The 23589-nt window shown below is 43.8% G+C and carries 13 protein-coding genes; 2 read left to right on the top strand and 11 right to left on the bottom strand.

The window, feature by feature from the left end:
• Nucleotides 1-91: 91 nt before the first annotated feature.
• Nucleotides 92-1681 carry an NADP-dependent glyceraldehyde-3-phosphate dehydrogenase gene (locus ACULLG_RS12360; RefSeq protein ID WP_452127106.1) on the top strand — a complete coding sequence of 530 codons (1590 nt, stop codon included), beginning with the start codon at nt 92-94 and terminating at the stop codon, nt 1679-1681.
• 16 nt (nt 1682-1697) lie between these two features.
• On the opposite strand, the gene ACULLG_RS12355 is transcribed toward ACULLG_RS12360, so the two are convergent.
• The 10 genes from ACULLG_RS12355 to leuC form a co-directional block, all read right to left on the bottom strand.
• Nucleotides 1698-2831, bottom strand: coding sequence for a hypothetical protein (locus ACULLG_RS12355; RefSeq protein WP_452127105.1), 1134 nt, complete (start codon nt 2829-2831; stop codon nt 1698-1700).
• Between the two features lie 144 nt (nt 2832-2975).
• Entirely contained in the window at nt 2976-4355 is a 1380-nt protein-coding gene (locus ACULLG_RS12350) for a putative metal-binding motif-containing protein (RefSeq protein ID WP_452127104.1), read from the bottom strand.
• 314 nt (nt 4356-4669) lie between these two features.
• Nucleotides 4670-6022 carry a putative metal-binding motif-containing protein gene (locus ACULLG_RS12345; RefSeq protein WP_452127103.1) on the bottom strand — a complete coding sequence of 451 codons (1353 nt, stop codon included), beginning with the start codon at nt 6020-6022 and terminating at the stop codon, nt 4670-4672.
• Between the two features lie 627 nt (nt 6023-6649).
• Nucleotides 6650-8893: a carboxypeptidase-like regulatory domain-containing protein gene (locus ACULLG_RS12340; RefSeq protein WP_452127102.1), complete on the bottom strand. Its 2244-nt coding sequence runs from the start codon at nt 8891-8893 to the stop codon at nt 6650-6652.
• Nucleotides 8894-10008: 1115 nt separating this feature from the next.
• Nucleotides 10009-12321, bottom strand: a complete 2313-nt coding sequence (locus tag ACULLG_RS12335; protein ID WP_452127101.1) for a carboxypeptidase-like regulatory domain-containing protein — start codon at nt 12319-12321, stop codon at nt 10009-10011.
• A 66-nt stretch (nt 12322-12387) separates the two neighbouring features.
• The gene (locus tag ACULLG_RS12330) at nt 12388-13146 is read right to left on the bottom strand and encodes an outer membrane beta-barrel protein (RefSeq protein ID WP_452127100.1); all 759 of its coding nucleotides are present in this window, start codon (nt 13144-13146) and stop codon (nt 12388-12390) included.
• Nucleotides 13147-14243: 1097 nt separating this feature from the next.
• Nucleotides 14244-15299 (bottom strand): 3-isopropylmalate dehydrogenase, encoded by a 1056-nt coding sequence (gene leuB / locus ACULLG_RS12325; protein WP_452127099.1) that lies wholly within the window; start codon nt 15297-15299, stop codon nt 14244-14246.
• Nucleotides 15300-15443: 144 nt separating this feature from the next.
• Nucleotides 15444-16961 carry an alpha-isopropylmalate synthase regulatory domain-containing protein gene (locus tag ACULLG_RS12320; protein WP_452127098.1) on the bottom strand — a complete coding sequence of 506 codons (1518 nt, stop codon included), beginning with the start codon at nt 16959-16961 and terminating at the stop codon, nt 15444-15446.
• Between the two features lie 243 nt (nt 16962-17204).
• On the bottom strand, nt 17205-17801 hold the full coding sequence (gene leuD / locus ACULLG_RS12315; protein ID WP_452127097.1) for a 3-isopropylmalate dehydratase small subunit: 597 nt from the start codon (nt 17799-17801) through the stop codon (nt 17205-17207).
• Between the two features lie 101 nt (nt 17802-17902).
• Nucleotides 17903-19312, bottom strand: a complete 1410-nt coding sequence (gene leuC, locus ACULLG_RS12310) for a 3-isopropylmalate dehydratase large subunit (RefSeq protein WP_452127096.1) — start codon at nt 19310-19312, stop codon at nt 17903-17905.
• A gap of 423 nt (nt 19313-19735) precedes the next feature.
• Here leuC and ACULLG_RS12305 point away from each other — a divergent pair, with 423 nt between their 5' ends.
• Nucleotides 19736-20848 carry a DUF2911 domain-containing protein gene (locus ACULLG_RS12305; RefSeq protein WP_452127095.1) on the top strand — a complete coding sequence of 371 codons (1113 nt, stop codon included), beginning with the start codon at nt 19736-19738 and terminating at the stop codon, nt 20846-20848.
• A gap of 170 nt (nt 20849-21018) precedes the next feature.
• On the opposite strand, the gene ACULLG_RS12300 is transcribed toward ACULLG_RS12305, so the two are convergent.
• Nucleotides 21019-23559, bottom strand: a complete 2541-nt coding sequence (locus ACULLG_RS12300; RefSeq protein WP_452127094.1) for a DUF559 domain-containing protein — start codon at nt 23557-23559, stop codon at nt 21019-21021.
• Nucleotides 23560-23589: the final 30 nt, after the last annotated feature.

Raw genomic sequence — 23589 nt, 5'->3', positions numbered from 1 at the left:
TTGTAAATAAAGGAGTTTTCAAGCTTTTTTGTGTTAGTTTTGTGCTGTATTTGACAATGCCGAAGGATTAACTATTTAAAAAATTAAGGTTATGCAGACACTGATTGCAATACCAGAAGAATTTCAGATTAAAGAACAGATTCATCAAAAAACATATTTGGTCAATGGTGAATTAAAAGTTTGGAATGGCAAAAACTCTGAGGTCATTTCCACCATATCATCCACAGACGAATATGCATATACCGCTTTGGGAAGCATACCTGATATGGGTGAAGCTGAAGCCATGGAAGCCTTGGATGCGGCAACAAATGCCTATGCACAAGGTCAAGGTGTTTGGCCCACCATGAAAGTAAAAGACCGCATCGAATGCATGCAGTCTTTTGTCAAAAAAATGGAAGAGAAACGCGATGAAGTGGTAAAATTGTTGATGTGGGAAATAGGCAAATCCCTGCCCGATTCCAGAAAAGAATTTGACCGTACCGTGGAATATATTTACGATACCATTGAAGATTACAAACAATTGGATCGCAATTCGGCCAAATTCCAAAAGCATGATGGGGTGTATGCCCACATCCGAAGAGGACCTTTGGGCGTGGTTTTATGTTTGGGACCTTACAATTATCCATTGAATGAGACTTTTGCTTTGTTGATTCCTGCCTTAATCATGGGAAACACCGCAATATTCAAACCTGCCAAACACGGAGTGTTGTTGATTACCCCATTGTTGGAGGCATTCCAAAGTAGTTTTCCGAAAGGCGTGGTGAACATTTTATTCGGTAGGGGAAGGGCTGTGGCCGCTCCAATTATGAAAACCGGAAAAGTGGATGTACTCGCATTGATTGGAAACAGCAAATCGGCCAATGCGTTGCAAGACCAACATCCAAAAAGTAACCGACTTCGGTTGGTATTGGGATTGGAAGCCAAGAATCCAGCCATAATTTTACCTGATGCGGATTTAGACCTCACCATAAAAGAATGTATTTCAGGAACTTTATCCTTTAATGGACAACGTTGTACCGCTTTAAAGGTCATTTATGTTCATGAAGATGTAAAAGATGAATTTTTAAAACGATTCTCGACAGCTGTTGATGCGCTTAAATTTGGTAATCCTTGGGATGATGGTGCCCAGTTGACACCGCTTCCTGAACCTGGAAAACCGGACTATATTCAAGAATTGTTGGAGGATGCCACTGCAAAAGGGGCAAAAGTCCAGAATAAAAATGGGGGACAACGTACCGATAATTTCATTTGGCCTGCGGTCTTATATCCAGTTTCCAAAGACATGAGGGTTTATGAAGAAGAACAGTTTGGCCCCATTATTCCAGTAGTTTCCTTTACCGATATTGAGGAACCCTTGGATGACATGGCCGCCTCCAATTACGGGCAACAAGTAAGTTTGTTCGGAAAGGATGTGTACACCCTGTCACCACTTATTGATACACTTGCCAATTTGGTTTGCCGGGTGAATTTGAACAGTTCCTGTCAACGCGGACCGGATGTATATCCGTTTACGGGTCGCAAAGACTCCGCACAATCCACGTTAAGTGTGCATGATGCCCTACGCTCGTTTTCAATTCGGACTTTTGTGGCGTTTAAGGACAATGATCTGAATAATGAGACCATCGAGCAATTGCTGGAAGCCAAAGTGAGCAATTTTTTAAGCACGGATTATATTTTATAACTCTCTTGCCCAAAGGTTAGAATTCATGAATGGTAGCTCTGTCCTTATACTTTTGCTTAAGCCCAATAGCTTGGTCAAGAACTTGTAAGTAAAAGGTAAAACTGCCTTCCCAAATGGTTTTGCTGCCGAGTTCCTGTAATTCTGGAATGTTCTGGATTTGGAATTTTGCAGCATCCACATCATCGAGCAAGAGCAACACGGTGGCTAGGTTGAGATTCAAAATGTCTTGGACATCCGGGTCGGTGGCCTTGGTCAATGCTTCGGTATAGAAATCCCTTGCGTTTTGTAGGTCTGGAGTAATCTCTTCGAGGGTCTTTCTTTTCTTTTTGCTCAAAGCTGAAAGTGAATTGATGGCGGTTTCTGTGTTTTCGCCAACGGTATTCAACGCATCATATTCTTTGCTTTTTATCCCAAAGAGACAGCTGATCACCCTTTCTTGCTGGGTCAAATATTTGTTACGGAGGATTTTACCCGCTTCTTGCATAAAATATTCCAGAATATCGGCCTCAAACCTTTTGATGCGTTTTTTGAGCAATTTCTCACGTTTTTCTGGCTTTTTGGTCATCTTAAGCTTCAATTTAAACGAAGGATTTACAGCAAAATGTTTAAGCCGTAAGCTTTTGGTCTGGCCATTTTCATCATCTATATAATAAGGGATGTCCACGTTCAGGAGTACTTCCTTTTTGGAAGTTTCTACTTTTAAGTTTGCAGAAACATTGATTTCTCCCAAAAGACTTTCTTGATTGGAATAGTCAATGTCCGTCTGCACATTTTCCATGGTAAACTGATCTGTGTGCAACGTAATGGTGAAATCGGGCGGGTTACTTCGCGTATAGGACATGTCCTTCAAAGCCAAATAATTGTCTGCCCATTTATTAATGGTGTCCTGTATGTCCGATTCATATTTGGCGCGGCGTTTTAAGGGGTTACGCTCGTTTACTTGGATGCTCCAGTTGACCTCGTCCCAAAAATCCATGGGATCCAAATCGGTCTTAACATTGATTTGGTAGTTTTTTAGATTTTCTGCCAATGGAGTTTCAGGCGCTATTTGATAGTACCACCCCACAGGATTTTTGATGGTTTTGACCTTCTTTTGCGCCATACAAATAAAAGGCAGACTGGCAAAGACTATTAAAATGGCTTTTTTCATAATATATGAATGAGATTAAAATTATCCAAAAGAAGGTGTTGGGCCAGATGAGAATTGATGGTTGCCCCGTATCAATTGATAGCTACCAAAAAATGCCCCAGAAGTACTCTGGGGCATTTTGATGAAACAACTTAATTTGAATATCTATTCTTCAATAGACTCGGTGGAGCGTACATAACTGAAAGCGCCTCCTAAACCATCTTTGCCATCTTCCCATTCAGTAATCATCAGGTAAAAATAGATATCATCTTCTTGTGACCACGCCATAAGTTGTTTACCTATTAAAGCTCCCATGTTTATGGATTTGTCATACTTTACAGTTCCATTTCCTGCTATAGTTGAGAATTCATCAACAATGATATGGGTTTTGATGCGGTTGTCCAGATTCGTGACCATGTTTACTATGTTATTAAAGCTATAGAAATGCTCTGGATTTCCTGGGGTGCCATAAAATTGGAATTCTGCCCATGTTGGGTTTCTAAGGGGTGCAATGGAATCTTTTATGATAGCCCAGCGAACTCCTTTGGTGCCACCGGAGGGATTAATCACATTGAAATCCTTTTTAGCTGCTTGATCGTTATTAAAGAAATCCGCCACGAGATCCGAGTTTTGCCCGTCTATATGTTCTGCATCTGATGCAAAAGTATTTTGCCACCAAGCATAGTTGTACAGAGGACCAGAATCTTGACGTGTGAATGTTACACTTTTGGTGATCTGATCTTGGTTTTGGGCCAATGTCCAATTTGCCAAGGCATCTTTGGAAAACTCAATTGGCTCGCCATTCCAGATTATTCCTGAAATGCCATCGCAATTATTATCGATACCGTCACCCGGTATTTCTTCTTCATTTCCAGGATTCATGTTGGCGTTGGTATCATTACAATCTGTGCTGTCAATGACATATCCATTACCTAAATCTGAACAATTGGCCAATTCCATGGGAACTTCAGGATTTCCATATCCATCCCCATCACTATCTTGGAATACGATAATTCCTGGGTGAATTTTTCTGTCAGTGTCATCACAATCTAAGGCATTGGAGGCATAGCCCTCAGGCACGGGACAAGCCGTTCCTACCATTGAAACATTTGGATTCCCGAAGCCATCTCCGTCCAAATCTTCGTAAAAAGTGTTCTGGGTTTCCGGATTGATTTCCGGGTTATTGTCATCACAATCGGCGTTCTGGAGAATAAACCCTTCTGGGATTTTCGCACCATTGCAGATAACACGGGCTTCTCCTTGATTTCCGTAGCCATCGCCATCACTGTCTTCAAAATAGATTTTTTTCTCACAGATAGGCGTTACGGCTGCCTGGGTATCATCTGGGTCTGAGCTATCCACTACATACTTAGCGGGTTGTATGCATTCTTTAGCTGAGATGTTTCTGTCTCCATAACCGTCGCCGTCACCATCATAATAGTACAATGTAGAAGCACATGGAGGTGATTCGTCCTCATTACATGAAACAAATGTGACCGTGACTGTCAGGAACACGAGATTGAATAATAATTTAGTTTTTTTCATAAGTTTTGTTTTTACTAGAATGGACTTGCCTGTACCTTGCATTACCTTAGCTATCAAAGAATTGCAAAAGGCGAATCCCGATTATTTGAATTGCACTAAAATTACGTTGGGACTTCCTTGGTTTATTGGGCAAATGGATGGATATAGGTTTTGAATTGACGGATGGGTTATTTGTGAAAAATGAGTATTAAACATTCTTGAGAAACTTGAAGCTTTAGCGTATTCTGTAACAAAAAGCCCCGGGAGAACCCCGGGACCTTGGAGAAAGTGAAGAACACTAATGGAAATTGATAAAAACTAACTAAACTGAACCATTAATTGTTGGGTGTGGAGCGCGTGTATGAAAATGCACCTCCACCTTGTTGACCGGACGCCCATTCGGTAAAACTGAGGGTCAGGTAAATATCTTCTTCGACCAGCCATACGCCCAATTTTACGCCGATAATGTCGTCGAATTCCACATCGTCGGTTCCAGGCTGTCCTTTTAGTAAAATGTTAAAATCGTCAGCTACACCATCAATTTCAAAACCATCTTCCAAAGCGGTAATGATGGAAACAATATTATGAAAGCTATAAAAACCTTCGGGCTTGCCAAGGGTGGCATAGAAGGGGTAGGTTTCCCAGCCTATATTGGTTGAAGGATTATCCCTATCCGGTAACAGCGCCCACCGAACACCTTTGGTGCCGCCAGAGAATTTAAAATCCCGGTCTGTAGCATCTTCCTTGTCCCAGAAGTCGGCATTAAGGTCAGAATCAAAACTGTTAATGTGAATGGCGTCTTCCTTAAATTCATTTTGCCACCATTGGTAGTTGTACATGGGGCCAGTATCTTGACGTGCAAACGAAACATTGTCTGTCAAACGATCTCGATTTTCCTTAATGGTCCAATCCGCGCTGGTCACTTTGCTAAAGACCATATCGGGACCATCCCAGATAAATCCGGAAATATCATCACAGTTGTTATCGATGCCATCACCGGCGATTTCAACGGCTTCTGGATTGATATTGGGGTCCGCATCGTCACAATCGTCGGCGTTTACAACGTATCCCTCGAGGTCCGTTTTACACCCCAGTTCAATTATTGAACGAACGGGATTACCGTAACCGTCTCCATCGGCATCTTCGTAATACCTGAAATTTGCATCTGGGTTTACACCTTCATTGTTGTCATCACAGTCAAAAGCTATATCGTTTTTGGTGTAATTTTCAGGTTCTGGATCACAAACGGATATTTGGATAGTTTCATTTTCCAAACCAAAATTATCCCCGTCCATGTCTTTATAGTAGGTAACCATTACTCCAGGATGTTTTTGATCGTCTTCGTCATCACAATCACCGCCTTGGGCCACAAAACCTTCGGAGGGCACACAACCAACTTCCTTTGCGTCGGGATTTCCGTAGCCGTCCTCATCTTTATCAAAATAAAAGGTGGTTTCTGGGCATCCGGGGTAATTGTTTGGGTCGCTGTCATCGGTATCACCGCTTTTGTCGACAAAGTTTTTGGGTGCCTCACAGGCCATTTTGGTGTTGGATGCTACTCCGTAGCCATCACCGTCACCATCAAAATAAAATGTTTGCTGTTCGCAGCCATCATCTTTACTGCAGGACATAGAAAAGACAACAAGGCCAAAAACAATCAGCTTGTTTATAAATTTTGAGGTTTTCATAAAATTGAATTTTAAAGGGTTATGGAGCGAAGGTAGAGGTGGTTTTATCTGTCAAAAGGGCTCAATTGACGAATGATGGTTTTGAATTGATGGATGGGGTTTTTGGGTTGTCCTGCGCTTCGCTTCTGACAATGGGTGAAGGGTTGAATGTCAGATGCTGGATGTTGAATGTTAAGTGTTAAAAGGTGAAGGTTGAACGGTGAAAGGTAAAAGGTGAATGTTGTAGGGTTTTAATGAACAATGAACAATGGACAATTAAAAATGAAAAATGGCAAGTTGTAAATGGGATAGGCTTGAGCTTGAACTTAGGTTTTGAGTTTGAGTTTGAGCTTTTGCTTTTAAGATGAAAGGTTAAGGGTCTTCCTTCGCTAAAGCTTCGGATGACGAGTTGGGGTTGTCGGTATGCTATGAACAATGAACAATTGACAGTGTGTTTGTCAATATTCAAATCATAAATTCCAAGCTCCAAATCCAAGCTTTAGGTCTCGACTGCCCCCTCGACTGCGCTCGGGGTTACAGCTCGACCTGACATCTAACTTCTCACATCTCAATATTCATATCCCATTTCAGCTTTAAAAAGAAAAGGCCCCGAAGGGCCTAATCCAAATACAACTAAACACTATGGAATTATTGAATATCGGCCTGGGAGCGTCCCGTGCCATAGTTCACATTAATGATCTTGGTCTCGCCATTTCTTACGGTTATGGAACTTGTTCCCTCAAAGGCTTCGGAATCAATATTGATATCGGTGGTGTAGCCGGAGCCTCCAGAGATCAATGTATAACCTTCAAACCAACCTACTTCGGTGGTGATGTCGTTGGTCAAAAAATTGGTAAGGTCTAACACAGCTCCTGATCCGGGCAGGCCTTCCACCGTTTTTATGGTAACGTTATATTCGGAGTTATAGCCCGTTCCGGGGACAATATTGTCAAGACCAACCACCTTTCCATCTTCAATGACCACATCGGCGGTGGTTTGTACATGTACAGGTTCTTGAATTAGAAATTCAGGCGCTCTGTAGGTATAACTGTCTAATATCCCATGAATTCCATATTTTGTTTTCCAATGGTTGATGTACGCAGGACCAGGGTCGATAAATTCAATTTGGCCATGGACCACCTTGATGTGATCATGTATAGGATCGGATAGTGGCCAACCACTTGTATAATCGCCTTCGTCGTCTATCGTACCTATTACAAATTGGTCAGGTCCAATTTCGGTAACTCGTAATGTTTTTTCATAGGTGTATTGTATCTGTGGTAATATTACGTAAGGTTGGGTAATGGTGGCATTATTGGGCACTATTCTATGTTCAAATGCCATATGGGTCATTTGCAGCGTAGCTGGTTCCATAGGGTCGCCCCCGGTAATGGTAAATTGTGGAATGGATGTATACCCAAAACCAGCGTGGGTAACATCAAAAGCTTCCACTTTTCCCGAATAATCCAAAGTGGCTACGGGTTGATTGCCCGGGGCAACCGGAGCAAAGGCAACCTCAACGCCAATTACTTCGTGGGTAATTCCGGGATCAATATCATCAATGATTCCCGTTGGAAGCGAACCGGAACCATCGGCCTTGATCCATTTTAAAGGAACATCAGCGAGGGTGTTGTCCGGTTGGGTAAAACGGGCAATGACCAATACATCTTCACCAGCTCCATATCCGCTACCTCCATCGGTGATGTTGACAGATTTAAAATCCCAACGCATATCGGCATGCATTTCTGCCAATTTCACATCTTCCAGCGTATCGGGATCGCTTACCGTGACAATGGGCGAGGTTTTGTAACCCGAACCGGAGGTGCCCACGTAGCGGGCATTGTGTTCTTCGTCCACCGGAAGGTCGATAATATCGTCTAGATCTCCGGGAAGAATGGTGTTACGAAGCGGAATGGGATCAAAGGTGAATCCGCGACCGGGTGGGGGCGGGGCATCGAATTCGGCATAAACTCCGGATACCTCGGGTGTGGGCATGGCCTCAATATCGGGTCCGAAGAGTGCAGGAAACAACCGAATACCCGGAGGTACATCCTCGCCGTTCAACCGGTTATGGGCCAAACGTTGTTTCGCCTCTACCACAGGAAAGAGCAGGTCTACCTTTGTGCCTTGCTCGGTGGCCGGCACCTGCATGGTATAGTTTCCGGTAGTCCCGTCTACGGTGGCATGGCCAATGTTACCTTCGGTAAAGGTGAGGGAACCGTCCACATAAATGGAGTGGGGTGCTCCCGAAGCTTCTTCAGCATTGGTATGTGATGCGTTGACCGCCACATCCAGATTGGCCCGGATGGTAAGACCTTGGGGAACTTCGGGGGTACTGTTGGTAAGATCGGTCTCAATTTCCACCTTGCCCTTTAGCGTGGCGGTCTGTATGCCGTTGAGCTCAAAAAGTTCAATTTTTGAGGCTTCGGAAGTGGGTATGGGCAGTACTTGCCCGTCAATTACTTCGTAATGCACCCCTCTTTTGGGGCTGCCGAAATCCACAAGGTAAGAGAGGTCCACATGGTTCGCAGAAGTAATGGCAATTGTGTGGGCCCCCATTTGCATGTTGGCAAAAATGGCATTGCCGTTGGTGTCGCTGGTTGCGGAAACCGTTTCGCCATCGGTTTGGTTGGTGGCCGTTATGGTTATTCCATCCACGGGAACATCGTTAACATGAAGGGTGATGGTATAATCGAGCATTTGCCCGGCCAGATTGATGGCGGTTATTGCATCTTCATGATCTGTGTTGGGATCCTCGGATGGTGTTTCTATTTTTTCTTGTTGTTGGGATGCGATCAGTGCCTCTTCGGAGAAATCGTTCTTACAGGACGAAAACGCCAAGAGCAGGATTCCTATTCCCAGTGATTTGTAGGTGTTATGTTTCTTCTTCATTTTTTTAATATTTAGTGGTTAGTAGTCAGTAGTCAGTAGTCAGTAGTCAGTAGTCAGTAGTCAGTAGTCAGACATCTGATTTGTCAATTTCCAAAATTCCCTTCCTTCGTTCGAGACTTCGGAAGGCACACACTTCTATAGTCCTTCGACACTTCGACAAGCTCAGTGTGACATCCAACATCGAGCATCGAGCATCCAACATCCCATTTTCACCCCCTCCGTCCCTTCGGGACACCTCTCCCTAAATAGGGAGGAGGAGCCTGTTCTTGCCAGGATTCAAATTCCAAACTCTAAATTCCAAGTCTGTGTCAAGCTGTGTTGGGATTTTTCACTTCGTTCAAAATGACAAATACTGTTGTTCAAACTCCAAATCCCAAATTCCAAATTCCAACAATCGTATAATCCATACTTAGTTTGACACGAATTGCACGGATTTCACTAATCTTCAGACATCAGACATCAGACATCAGACATCAGACATCAGACATCAGACATCAGACATCCAACATCGAGCATCAGCATCCCATTTTCACCCCCTCCGTCCCTTCGGGACACCTCCCCCTTCCCTTCGGCTTCGCTCAGGGTACAAGGGTGAGGAGCTTGTTCTTGCCAGTGTTCAAATTCCAAACTCCAAATTCCAAACTCTAAATTCCAAGTTTTGTGTCAAGCTGTGTTGGGATTTTTCACTTCGTTCAAAATGACAAATACTGTTGTTCAAACTCCAAATCCCAAATTCCAAAATCCAACAATCGTATAATCCATACCCAGTTTGACACGAATTACACGGACTTCACTAATTTTCAGACCTCTGACTTCTGACTTCAGGTTTTAACTCCCTCCGTCCCTTCGGGACACCTCCCCCTCCCTTCGGCTTCGCTCAGGGTACAAGGGTGAGGAGCTTGTGGTTGCCAGGATTCAAATTCCAGGCTCCAAAATCCAAGCTTTAGGTCTCGACTGCCCCCTCGACTGCCCTCGGGGTGACGGCTCGACCTGACATTACTCACATCTCAATACTAATATCTCAAGTCTCAATACTAATTCTAAAAAAAGAAAAGGGGCCCAATAAAAAAGACCCCTCTTCCGGCAAGTATCCACAATATGGGTTGTGGTTAGCCTTAATCTATGTCGTTAACGCGGTCGCCGGTACCGTAGTTAAAGTTGATGATCTTGGTCTCTCCGTTTCTAACATTTACAGAGGTAGCGCCTGCAAAACCTTCTTGGTTAATGTTAACATTGTTGGTGTACCCGGAGCCTCCTTCCAACAGAATGGCCAAACCGTTCCAGCTTACCTCTCCGGTAGCGGGCGTGGTCGTAAAACCTGAAATCTCAAACAACGCACCAGACCCAGAATTAGGTAAAAGACTCTCTATAGTAACCTCAAATTGCTCGGTATAGCCAGATCCGGTGTTGGTAATGGCCATACCGGTTACTTCCCCTGTTCCGCTATCCACTATGACTATGCCCGTTGCCGGCTCGTGATCTGGCTCTATGAGCAAACCTTTTGGGGTGGCAAAGGAGTATACAGAGGTACGTGCTCCCTCAATATCGGTAGTGCCCAGGGCATTGTCGTGATCAAAAACCAAATTGCCGTTCTCTACCTTCATGATCTGCTCCAAGGCGCCACGAGTTTCAGGTGCGGGGTTGTTTTCTACACGGCCGTCTTCATCAAATACAAATACTTGAACAGCAGAGGCGGTCTCTATGGTGCCCGGGGTGCTGTTGTACTCATAGCCAATGTTTGGTTTTACCACATAGCCATTGGTCACCCCGCTATTGTCCAGATCAAATTGGTATTGGAAGGCCATATCGGTAATCTCCAAACTTGCCGGGGTACTTGGGTTGCCCTCTGGGCCTACGGTAATGGTAGGTATGCTGTTATAGCCATCGCCGGAGTTTAAAATCTCAAATTGTCTGATGCTACCGCTATATTCATAATCGCCCGCGGTGGCTGGGGTGGTAACACCACCAAGTGGTGTAAATCTTACAAAAACATCTTTGACCACATACGGAGTATATATGATACCAAGATCGAAAGGCCTTACTGCACCATTCGCATTCCCAGAGGGTAACCTTCCAGTAAAAGAAGTCGTAATATCCTCAATAAAAATCGGTATTTCATTGTCTTGATCATCAACGATTACTAAATGGACCCGTACATCTGATTGCGATTCGTATTCCCCTTCGGTCAAAATATGATAGGTATCAAAATCCCAGTCCATCCAGGCTTCGATAAGGGCGGTATCACCTGCATGCACGGGTAGGTCGGGTTCACTTACTGTGATTACCGGCGTTAACTGAAAGTCATCGGATCCCGGGTTGCTCCTGAATTTCATGTAGTCAAAATGATTCTCTATGGGGAAATCATCAATAGAAGACTCATTTTCTTCTTCCAAAATACCACGCACCATAGGCATAAAATTGTTTATGGCAAAGCCACGGCCAGCAGGGGCAGGCTCTGGAAAAACTGCTTGGGCACCATTTACGTCTGGTGTGCCGGTGGAGGTAATGTCCGTACCAAAAAGGGCGGGCTGTGCGCCCAGGTTAAAGCCTACGTCCTCTCCATTTTCTTGCGTCCACGCCAAAGTTTGGTCGGCCTCCACCAAGGGGAGCAACAGATCAATATCGGTACCTTCTTCGGTGGCGGGCACCACCATGCTGTACTCGCCGGTGGTATTGTCCACAGTGGCCACGCCTATATCACCTTCGGTAAAAGAGAAAGAGTTTGCCACGAAAATGGAGTTTTGAAAGCCATTGTTTGTACTTTCCACATTGGAGTGGGAGGCGTTAAAGGTATCATCAAAATTGGCACGGATGGTAATGTTCTGTGGTACTTCGGGCAGATCATTGGTAAGATCGGTCTCGATTTCCACCTTACCTTTAATGGTGGCCGTTTGTGTACCGGCAAGGGCCAAAAGTTCCACTTTGGAGGCCTCGGAGGTCTCAATGGGGACAATATTGCCGTTTATATTTTCATAATGAATATTTTCCGTGGCGCGGCCAAAGTCTACGATGTAGGAAATGTTCAAATGATCGTCGGAGGCAATGGCCACGGTATGTCCGCCCAGTGCAATGTCAACAAAGGCAGCATTACCGTTGGCATCGGTTGTTGCGGTATTTGTAGAGCCGTCGCTGGCATTGGTAAGGGTAACGGTGGCACCAGCTACGGGCACGTCGTCGGAATGTGCTGTAACAGTATAGTCCAGCGCCACTCCGGCGGCCGCAAGGGCAGCGGCGTTTGCTGCCGCCTGTGCCTCTTCTTCGGCTTTTTCGGCGGCCTCTTTGGCAGCTTGTTCAGCGGCGATCTGGTCGGCCCGCTCTCGTTGGTGGGTCAGTACGTCTAATTCGTCGAACTCATCTTTACAGGAGCTCACAAATACCCCGCAGGCGAGTACCACGAGCAGGGCGGAAAGAATGTTTCTGTTTTTCATTGTATTCGGGTTTTTAAATGGATTGAAAATGGGTTTCTGTTTGTTCTTTTGTTTATTTCTCATAGCTTAAAAATGTAAAATGGTATAGGTAAAGCCAATACCGAAGCGGTGGGTGCGTAGCACCTCAATGTTTTCGGGCTGGCCAATGATAATGTTGTTCAGGTCGGTAAAACCACGATCGTAGGTGAACTCCACGGTGAAGGTTTCGCCGTTTTGCAGGTTAAAGTCGAGCGCAAGGCCCAAATGTGCCCCTACGTTTACGCTGGTGTAGTCGGCGCCGACCTCTTCCCAATCGTTGGAAAGGATGATGCGGGAGCCGTCCTCGAATACCATGTACTGATCACGGTTTTCCCGCGCCCGAAAAATGTAGGCCCCGTTTACCCCCACGATCAACTGTGGCTGTACGGGTGCGCCATTGAGCTCGGGCAATGACAGTCTTGCGGAAAGCTGGCCCTTTGCCGAATGGAAGAACACCTGGCGGTTTAGGTACTCCAAGCGGGTCAATAGTCCGCTGGGAACGCCCTCCACGCTTTCGGGCAGTGGGGCAAGCTCACGGTTAAGGTCGGTTCGGCCCCCACCGAAGGTGTCGTACCCCAGATCCAATTGTACCTGCAGGTAGGGCAGGGCCTGATAGCGGCCAAATGCACCGATATTGCCGGAAATTACCGTACCGGGCTGGGTAAATTGGCTGAAAGTGCCCCCGGCCCTTGCTCCAATTATAATGGAGTTGTCGGGGTTTGTAGCTGCATCCGAACCTTGTGCGGCCCCGCCGAACGGTAGCGCCATAATGCACAGGAACGATGTAAAATAGAATAATTGCTTCATAACATTTATATGGAATTAAGGTGTGTGCTAATGCTTAAAAAGCGGTTTCGGTTTGTGACAATGGTTTTTCTCTTCATATTTAAATGATGTTTAAAAGGTTACTATTTGTGATTTACTATTGCGTTATGTAAAGCCATCCAACAGGTTTTTCTGGTGGTCCTTTTCATTATAACCTGAGTTTGTTTTGGAATGGCCCGATGGCAGGAGGGTTTGATTTTTGAGATTGATTAAACATGCTATTTGGTTCTGGACGCCATGGCGCGCACGGCAATCGCTATCAAAAGTAGAAATGGACCGAAGGGTTAAGGGTCCCCAATTGACGGATGGGGGGTTTGGGTTGATGGATGTTGTCCTTCGCCAAGGCTTCGGACAATGAACAATGAACAATGGACAGTGAACAATGAACAATGGGCAATGAACAGTGAACAATGAACAATGAACAATGTCACACTGAGCCTGTCGAAGTGGAGTCGAAGGGGTAGCCGAGAGGGTTGTGTGGGATTTTTGGATTGTTGGATGGTTGGATTGTTGGATTGTTGGATGGATGGAAGTGGGTTGCGTTTGAACTTGCGCTTATGATTTGAACTTGAGTTTTTTGGGATAGGTTAAGGGTGAAAGGTGAAAGGTGAAAGGTGAAGGGATGTCGCAATGAGCTTGTCGAAGAGTGGGTAGATTGTGGATTGAAAATTGAAAATGAAAAATTGAAAATGGATTTGAACTTGAACTTTTGATTTGAGCTTGTACTTAAAAACAAAACCCCATGCAAATGCACAGGGTGGTATTGATTGTATTCAAGAAGTTAAAAAGGGAAACTCCCCTCCGTCCCTTCGGGACACCTCCCCCTGGACAGGGGGAGGAGCTTGTGCGTGGCAATATTCAGATTTTAATCTCCAAATTCCAGCAATCTATATTTTGTTTGACACGAACTGTACGGATTTCACTAATCTTCAGACATCAGACATCAGACATCAGACATTAGACATCGAGCAGCGGACTTCCAACAATCCCAAACTCTAAAAATCTAACAATCCAAATTCCAAGTCTGTATCAAACTGTGTTGAGATTTTTCACTTCGTTCAAAATGACAAATACTGTTTTTAGATGTTAGCCGCCAGCCAATCACCCACTTCACTGGTTTTGTAGGCTTTTCCTCCTTCGGAGAGGTCTTCGGTGACGATGCCCTCGGCCAAAGATTTGTTGACCACCGCACGGATGGCCTCGGCCTCATCTTTTAAATTGAAATCCTCGAACATCATCGCTGCGGACAAAACGGTCGCCAACGGATTGGCAATGTCTTTTCCGGCTGCTTGTGGGTATGATCCGTGGATGGGCTCGTAAAGTGAGACATCGCTTCCCAATGAGGAGGAGGGCATCAATCCCATAGATCCGGAGATTACGGAAGCTTCGTCCGTCAAAATATCGCCGAAAAGGTTTGCGGTGATGATCACATCGTACCCTTTGGGCCATTGGATCAGTCGCATGGCGACGGCATCTACAAATTCGTAAGTGACCTCCACTTCGGGATAGTCTTTTTCCATGGCCTGAACGGTTTCCCTCCACAGACGGGAGGCTTCCAAAACGTTGGCCTTGTCCACACAACAGAGTTTTTTGCCTCGTTTTAATGCCATTTCAAAACCTTTTTTGGCCAAACGCTCAATTTCGAAACGTTGGTAGGTCATGGTATCAAAAGCGGTATCGCCATTGTCTTTTCTACCACGCTCCCCGAAATACACACCTCCGGTAAGTTCACGAAGGATAATCAAATCGGTGCCTTCGATACGGTCGCGCTTTAGGGGGGACTTATCAATCAGCGATGGAAAGGTAAAGGTTGGGCGTACGTTTGCGAAAAGTCCGAGTTTTTGACGCATTTTCAACAATCCTTGTTCCGGACGCACCTTGGCTGATGGGTCGTTGTCGAACCGTGGATGTCCAATGGCTCCGAATAGTACGGCATCAGCATTGGCGCACACTTCGTGTGTTTCGTCAGGATAGGGTTCGCCCACGGCATCGATGGCAGCGGCTCCGGTAAGGGCTGGTGTCCAGTTGATTTCATGGTTGAACTTTTTTGCTACTGCATCGGATACTTTTACGGCTTGGTCTATAACTTCGGGACCTATTCCGTCTCCGGCTAAAAGGGCTATGTTGAGTTTCATTTTTTCAATTATCAGTTGTCAATTATCAGTTATCAGTTGAGTAAAGGGTGAATGGTTATAGGTTAAAAGGTTAAAGTAAAAGGGTAAAAGTGGAGGTATTTGTTCATTGTAAATTGTTTATTGCCGATTGTGTATTGATCATTGTTAAACAAGGTTGAGCATTTTTTCTGTTGCTTTGATGGCAGATACGGTCTGGTCGGAGTCCAATCCGCGGGTGGTAAAGTCCTTGTCCTTGGTCTGCCATGTGATTATGGTCTCGCAAAGGGCATCGGAGTTACTTCCCGGAGGGATTCGCACCGCATAATCGATTAATTTGGGCAATTCCCGTTTTTCTTTTTGATATACTTTTCGCAAGGCGTTGATAAAAGCATCGAACTGCCCGTCGCCTTGGGCATTTTCTTCGTACAATTTTCCATCAATTTCAATGGAAAGGGTAGTGGAAGGTTTTAATCCTTTGGAATGGGTGAGCACGTATGATTTTACAAAAACACGTTGCTGGTGCAGTTCGCTGTTCAGTACATCGGAAATGATATAGGGAAGGTCTTCTTTAGTGACCCTTTCTTTCTTATCTCCTAGTTCGATTATGCGTTCGGTGACCTTTTTTAGTTCTTCATCGTTCAACGTCAATCCGAGCTCTTGAAGGTTCTTTTGAATGTTGGCTTTGCCCGATGTTTTTCCTAGCGCATATTTCCGTTTTCTGCCGAATCTTTCGGGTAATAAATCATTAAAGTAAAGATTCTTTTTGCTATCTCCATCTGCATGTATTCCAGCAGTTTGTGTGAACACATTATCTCCAACAATGGGTTTGTTCACCGGAATTCCAAAACCGGTAAAGGCGGAGACCAATTTGCTCACTTTAAAGAGTGAAGATTCTTTTACACCAATGGAAATTTCGGGCATAAAATCGTTCACCACGGCCACCACACTTGCCAATGGAGCGTTACCAGCCCGTTCGCCCATGCCGTTCACGGTCAAATGTAATCCACGGACACCCGCTTTTAGGGCTTCCATCACATTGGCCACACTAAGATCATAGTCGTTATGCCCATGAAAATCGAAATGTGTATTGGGATAACGTTCAACAATTTGATGCAAAAACCCAAAAGTTTCTTGGTGCGTAAGCACGCCAAGGGTATCGGGCAATAAAATTCGTTTTACGGGCAAAGTGACGAGGAAATCCAGATATTGGAACACATATTCTGGCGAATTTCGCATGCCGTTGCTCCAATCTTCGAGATACACATTGGTGTCGATGCCCAGTTCCTCGGCTTTTGACACTACATTTTGAATATCCTTAAAATGTTGTTCTGGTTTTTTCTTAAGTTGATGGGTCAAATGATTAAGCGAACCCTTGGTCAACAGGTTTTGTACTTTGGCACCCGCTTGTTGCATCCATTCAAGGGAAACACCGCCATCCACAAAGGTCAACACCTCTACATTGGATAGAAAACCCTCGGTTTTGGCCCAATCGGTGATATTTTTTACGGCTTCAAACTCTCCGTCCGACACGCGGGCAGAGGCAATTTCAATGCGGTCTACCTTGAGCTCTTCCAGCAGCAATTTGGCCAAAGTGAGCTTTTCCGAAGCGGAAAAGGACACCCCAGAGGTCTGTTCACCATCCCGAAGGGTGGTATCCATGATTTCCACAGTCCTTTTTTTCATTAACTTGGTACTAATTTCAGAGGCCTCGCAAATGTTACGACCCTTTCCGTCCCATAGGGACACCTTTCCCTTCCTTCGACAGGCTCAGGATGACAAGGAAAGGAGCTTTTATTTTAATTTTTTATTGAACGAAACTCCTTAATTTTTCAAGTTTCAACTCAACATTCAACATTTAAAACCTAAACTTCAAAATCTTGAATCTAATCCGACACGAATCACACCAATTATCACGAATATTTTGATTTATAGCGGAGTATTTTCTGCGTACTTTTCAATATTGTTTTTGATGTTCAGTAAGTAATCGATATCATCGAACCCGTTGAGCATGTTCTCTTTTTTGTAATCGTTGATGTCGAAGCTTTCACTTTCCCCTGATTCCAAGATGGTGATGGTTTGCTCGGGAAGGTTGATTTCCAATTCGGTATCTGGATTGGCTTCAATCGCCTTAAAAATGTTGTCCAAAAATTCTGGGCTCACCTGAACGGGGAGTACGCCAATGTTTAAGCAGTTGCCTCTAAAGATATCTGCAAAGAAACTGGACACTACACAACGGAAACCGTAGTCATAAACGGCCCAAGCGGCATGTTCCCGAGACGAACCGGAGCCAAAATTTTTACCTCCCACCAAAATTTTTCCACTGTAAATGGGATTGTTGAGTACAAAGTGCTCTTTTGGGGTGTCGTCTGTGTTATATCTCCAATCACGGAACAAATTATCGCCAAAACCTTTGCGTTCTGTCGCTTTTAAAAATCGAGCGGGGATGATCTGGTCAGTATCCACATTTTCAATCGGTAATGGAACCGCCGAACTTTTTAGTATGTTGAATTTATCGTAAGCCATTTTTCAATTTTCAATTATCAGTGTACAATTTGCAATTAACAGTTATCAGTGGTCAGTGGTCAGTTTTCTGAATTCCTACGTCTTAAATCTAATCTCTAGTTTTAAGCGTTTTCCAATTCCATCAATTCTCTTGGGTCGGTCACTTTGCCGGTTACGGCCGCAGCGGCTGCCACCAATGGGCTTGCCAAAAGGGTACGGGCACCAGGGCCTTGTCTACCTTCGAAGTTTCGGTTAGAGGTGCTAACTGCATATTTTCCGGCTGGGATTTTATCATCGTTCATAGCCAAACATGCGGAGCATCCGGGTTCTCTCAATTCAAAACCAGACTCATGTAGAATGTCCAAAATACCCTCATCCTTGATTGCTTCTTCTACACGATGTGAGCCCGGAACCAACCATGCTGTGACATTATCCGCCTTTCTCCTTCCTTTAATGATGGAGGCAAAAGCCCTAAAATCTTCAATTCGACCGTTGGTGCAGCTTCCCAAGAATACAAAATCGATAGGTTTGCCGATCATGGCATCTCCTTCGTTGAAGGCCATATACGCCAACGATTTTTTATAGGTAGCAGCTCCACCTTCAACAGCTTCGGCTTGTGGAATATCATTTTTGATTCCCATACCCATGCCCGGATTGGTTCCGTAGGTGATCATAGGTTCTATTTCAGAGGCATCAAACGTGAGTTCTTTATCAAAAGTGGCATCGTCCTCTGAATATAAAGTTTCCCAATAGGTCATGGCCTTATCCCATGCCTCACCTTTAGGTGCATATTCCCTTCCCTGCACATAGTCAAAGGTTTTTGCATCAGGAGCGATCATGCCACCACGGGCACCCATCTCTATACTAAGGTTACATACGGTCATTCGACCTTCCATGCTCATATTTCGGAACACATCACCGGCATACTCTACAAAATAGCCTGTGGCACCCGAGGTGGTCAGTTTGGAAATGATGAAAAGTGCAACATCTTTTGGGGTAACGGCTTTATTCAATGTTCCATTTACATTAATGCGCATACTTTTTGGTTTGGGCTGCATGATGCACTGGGTGGAAAGTACCATTTCTACCTCACTGGTTCCAATTCCGAAAGCAATGGCACCAAAAGCACCGTGGGTAGAAGTATGTGAATCACCACAAACAATGGTTGCCCCAGGAACGGTAATCCCATTTTCCGGACCTATTACGTGGACAATCCCATTTTTCTCATGTCCAAGTCCCCAATAGGGTATGTTATGTGCATTGGAATTCTCTTCCAAAGCCTTTAACTGATTTGCAGAGAGTTTGTCCTTAACCGGTAAATGCTGATTACGGGTTGGGGTATTATGATCAGCGGTGGCAAAGGTGCGCTCTGGATAGAGTACTTTGATGCCTCTGTTCTTTAATCCAAGAAAAGCTACTGGACTAGTGACCTCGTGGACCAAATGTCTATCAATAAAAAGTACATCGGGACCATTTTCTATGTGTTGTACCACATGTGAATCCCAAACTTTATCAAATAGTGTTTTACTCATAACTGTATGCAATAATATATAAGCTGGTAAATTTAAAATATGAAAAAAAAACGCGTATTGATTTGGGGTGAAAATTACGATGTTCAAAACAAGTTTTGATCCAAAGCAGTAGATAAAATGTGAGTATTTGCCATTTGAAACAAAATACAGGAACAATGTTGTCAAATGTGATGGTATTGATAAAATCTAGATGTTTTTTTAAATTTTTTGACCGAAGGACAGTTTCCCGATGCATGTTTACTTATTGCATTTGAGAAGTTGTATTATTTGACGTATTCTGATGGCTCAAAATTTGGCAAGCAATTGAATTTTAACATGTTTCCACCTTTTTTAACATAGCTGTAACGGAATGGAAACAGTGAGCTCCCTACTTTAGGGGAACGACCTAAAAGTTTATTCATTAACTCATCTAAAAACGAACAAATGAAAAAAAGTTACCCGGCCATTTCGGCCATGATTCTGATTGCAGTATTTCTAATTTCCAGCAGCTCTTTTGGGCAATTGACCTTTTTGCCGCGTGGTAGCCAAATGGCAAAAGTTTCCCAACGTATTGGAACTACTGATGTTACTGTTGTGTACTCAAGACCTAGTGTAAATGATAGGGAAGTATGGGGCGCCCTAGTACCTTATGGCATGAACAATTTGGGATTTGGAACGGCCAGTGAATCTCCTTGGAGAGCTGGTGCCAATGAAAATACAATTTTTAAAACTACCCACGATTTGACCATTGGAGGTAAAACACTGCCCGCTGGAAAGTACGGTTTGCATATGATTGTTAATGAGAACAATACGGCAACGATCATATTTTCTAAAAACCACGATGCTTGGGGAAGTTATTTTTATAAACCTGAGGAGGATGTACTCCGGGTTGATGTGGAAACTGCGGAAGGACCCCATGTTGAACAATTGACATATAGCTTTGATAATGTTGATGCAACTTCTGCCGTGGTTAGCTTGAACTGGGAGAAAAAGCAGATTCCATTTAAAGTGGAAGCGAGTGTTACCGATAATGTGTTGGCCAAAATCCGTCAACAATTACAAACCACACCAGGTTTCAGTAGACAAAGTTGGGAGCAAGCAGCAAACTATGCGCAAAACAATGGAGGAGACCTCGACGAGGCACTCGGTTGGGTAGATGCTGCTATTGCGGGACAATTCTTTAGTCAAAAAACGTTCAATAACCTGAGCATAAAATCACAGATTTTGGCGAAACAAGGTAAAAATGCCGAAGCAGAAGCCTTAATGGATGAAGCACTTCCCTTGGGCACCGTTTTCCAAGTACATGGTTACGGAAGGCAACTAATTGGACAAGGCAAGAATAATGAAGCCTTGGAAATTTTTAAATGGAACGCCAAGAATAATAAAGATACGTGGCCTGTTCATTATGGTTTGGCAAGAGGCTATTCTGCTTTGGGAGATAACAAATCCACTGTAAAACATTTGAAAATTGCTATGGAGAATGCACCTGCTCAGGCAAATAAGGATAGAGTGGCTGCCAATTTGGCCAAAGCCGAAAAAGGAGAAGGAATCAATTAACCAATACTAGATACCTTAAAAACTAAAAACTCGGCTTCGGTCGGGTTTTTTTGTTGGTTTTAATCAGTAGTCAGTAGTCAGTAGTCAGTAGTCAGTGGTCAGTAGTCAGTAGTCAGTGGTCAGTGGTCAGTAAACAGTGAACAATGAACAATGAACAATGAACAAAGACATCAACTTATATAATTCCAGATATTCGATTGTTTCATCATTCTAGAATATGAAAACAAAATCGCGGCATTTTCCGTCTTTTCGAATCTAGGATCTTCTTTCAATAACTGAATGGCATAATACCGTGCTGACTTTAAAATCTGGTTGTCTTTTACAATGTCCGCAATCTTTAGATTGAGTAGTCCACTTTGCTGGGTTCCCATTAAATCCCCTGGGCCACGTAATTTTAAATCCACTTCGGCAATTTCAAAACCATCGTTGGTGCGTACCATGGTCTGTAAGCGCGTTTTGGCATCTTCGGATAGTTTGTGACTGGTCATGAGAATGCAAAAGCTTTGCTCTGCACCTCGTCCCACACGACCGCGCAATTGATGCAGTTGCGAAAGCCCAAAGCGCTCCGCACTTTCAATGATCATTACAGATGCGTTTGGCACATTTACCCCAACTTCGATAACCGTGGTGGCAACCATAATCTGTGTTTCTCCTTTTACAAAGCGTTCCATCTCATAATCCTTGTCCGCAGGTTTCATTTTACCATGAACAATAGAAACTTGATATTCTGGTAGTGGAAAATCCCTGGCTATACTCTCATAACCATCCATTAGATCTTTATAATCCAAAGCTTCGGATTCTTTGATCAAGGGATAAACAATATAAATCTGTCTTCCTTTTTTGATTTCATCTTTGATGAACTGAAAAACCTTTAACCGATTTCCATCAAATCGATGCACTGTTTTAATAGGTTTGCGACCTGGTGGGAGTTCATCAATTACCGAGATATCCAAATCACCATATAAACTCATAGCCAAGGTTCTTGGAATGGGAGTGGCCGTCATTACGAGAATATGGGGTGGAAGAGCCCCTCCAGCCTCCCCAAAGGGGAGACTATCCAAAACTGTTCTTATTTTTTTGAGTACGATATCAATGCCGCCGATTACTTCATTATTAGAAAAGCGAATAACCTTGTACCCAAATTCGTTTAAGATTTTGGTTCTAATTTCATCGGCTTCTTTTTGATTTGGATTGTTATGATATTCTCCATCAACTTCAATAATTAGTTTTTTAGATAGACAGACAAAGTCTACAATGAATACATCGATGATATGCTGCCGTCTGAATTTTACATCAAGTTGTTTGGTTTTTAATTGCTCCCACAGTACCCTCTCTGCTTCTGTGGTTTGTTTTTTTCGCTCCTTTTGAAATTCTTTTAAAAGTCCATAGATTGAAGGTCGAGCTGTTTGATATTTATAGTGAATTTCATTCACCCTCCCTTTAGGAGGGATAAGGGGTGGGCTTCCTTTATGCCATAGTTTGGAGCGTTGGGCTACACCAAACCTGTGTTGTTCATCAATAACCGCCAATCCAAGATTTTTAAACTGTACTTTATCTTCTAGCACTGCATGAGTTCCCACTAAAATGTTTAGGTTGCCATTTTCCAGTTGATTATGCAATAGCGTGCGTTCCGATTTTTTGGTGGAACCGGTCAACAGGGCGATTTTCACGTCCATTTTGCCCAATAATTCCTTTAGGCCATTATAGTGTTGCTGGGCCAAGATCTCGGTAGGGGCCATCAAACAACTTTGAAACCCATTATCAATGGCCAGCAACATGCACATAAGTGCTACAATGGTCTTTCCGGAACCCACATCTCCTTGAAGTAGGCGGTTCATTTGGGCATTACTGCCCATATCCTTTCTGATTTCCTTGATGACCCGCTTTTGTGCATTGGTCAGTTCAAAGGGGAGGTGCTCCTTAAAAAAACCATTAAAATTAGCTCCAACTTGATCAAACTTAAGCCCTTTGATTTTATGCTTCCGAAGCATTTTTTTGGAAATCAATTGCAGTTGCACAAAAAACAACTCTTCAAACTTTAACCGGAATTGTGCCTTGGCCAATAGATCTTGGTTCTTTGGAAAATGAATATTGAAGAGCGCATCACCTTTAGAAATCAATCGCAATTCGTCCAATATTGAAGCTGATAATGACTCTGGAAATTGACCTTTACATTCCAAGAACAATTGTTGCACCATTTTACTAATGACTCGATTTGTGATGCCCTTTGCACTTAACTTTTCCGTGGAAGGATAGATGGGCTGCATGGCAATCTTTAACCCTTGTTGGTGTTCCGACAACAATTCCATTTCGGGATGGGGCATTGAAAACGTGCGGCCGTATCGAGTGGTCCGCCCAAAAACTACGTAGGGCTCGTTGAGTTTTAGATTTTCCCGAATCCATTTATGTCCTCGAAACCAGACCAATTCCATTTGTCCGGTTTCATCGATAAAGGTGGCCACCAGGCGTTTTCCGCGTTTTTGTTCCACCGTTTTAATGTTGATAATCTTACCGACCACCTGAACATCTGCTCCGCTAGGTTGTAGCTGGTTGATTTTATAATACTGGGTTTTGTCCAGATATCGGTTGGGGAATAAATGCAATAAATCCTGATAAGTTTCTATGCCCAATTCTGTCCGAAGGGTTTCAGCTCTGTTGGGGCCAACTCCTTTGAGATAGGGGATGGGAGTTTGTAGAAAATTGGGATTCATCAAACTAAAATATGTAATTTGGAAGGACTT

The organism is Flagellimonas sp. 2504JD1-5 (assembly GCF_053618295.1).
The sequence above is the reverse complement of the archived record's forward strand: the minus strand, read 5'-3'. Positions and strand labels throughout refer to the sequence as shown.

What these genes read in the sequence shown, in the direction of transcription:
- ACULLG_RS12360 (WP_452127106.1), top strand. Translation starts at nt 92, where the DNA reads ATGCAGACACTGATTGCAATACCAGAAGAATTTCAGATTAAAGAACAG.
- ACULLG_RS12355 (WP_452127105.1), bottom strand. Translation starts at nt 2,831, where the DNA reads ATGAAAAAAGCCATTTTAATAGTCTTTGCCAGTCTGCCTTTTATTTGT.
- ACULLG_RS12350 (WP_452127104.1), bottom strand. Translation starts at nt 4,355, where the DNA reads ATGAAAAAAACTAAATTATTATTCAATCTCGTGTTCCTGACAGTCACG.
- ACULLG_RS12345 (WP_452127103.1), bottom strand. Translation starts at nt 6,022, where the DNA reads ATGAAAACCTCAAAATTTATAAACAAGCTGATTGTTTTTGGCCTTGTT.
- ACULLG_RS12340 (WP_452127102.1), bottom strand. Translation starts at nt 8,893, where the DNA reads ATGAAGAAGAAACATAACACCTACAAATCACTGGGAATAGGAATCCTG.
- ACULLG_RS12335 (WP_452127101.1), bottom strand. Translation starts at nt 12,321, where the DNA reads ATGAAAAACAGAAACATTCTTTCCGCCCTGCTCGTGGTACTCGCCTGC.
- ACULLG_RS12330 (WP_452127100.1), bottom strand. Translation starts at nt 13,146, where the DNA reads ATGAAGCAATTATTCTATTTTACATCGTTCCTGTGCATTATGGCGCTA.
- leuB (WP_452127099.1), bottom strand. Translation starts at nt 15,299, where the DNA reads ATGAAACTCAACATAGCCCTTTTAGCCGGAGACGGAATAGGTCCCGAA.
- ACULLG_RS12320 (WP_452127098.1), bottom strand. Translation starts at nt 16,961, where the DNA reads ATGAAAAAAAGGACTGTGGAAATCATGGATACCACCCTTCGGGATGGT.
- leuD (WP_452127097.1), bottom strand. Translation starts at nt 17,801, where the DNA reads ATGGCTTACGATAAATTCAACATACTAAAAAGTTCGGCGGTTCCATTA.
- leuC (WP_452127096.1), bottom strand. Translation starts at nt 19,312, where the DNA reads ATGAGTAAAACACTATTTGATAAAGTTTGGGATTCACATGTGGTACAA.
- ACULLG_RS12305 (WP_452127095.1), top strand. Translation starts at nt 19,736, where the DNA reads ATGAAAAAAAGTTACCCGGCCATTTCGGCCATGATTCTGATTGCAGTA.
- ACULLG_RS12300 (WP_452127094.1), bottom strand. Translation starts at nt 23,559, where the DNA reads ATGAATCCCAATTTTCTACAAACTCCCATCCCCTATCTCAAAGGAGTT.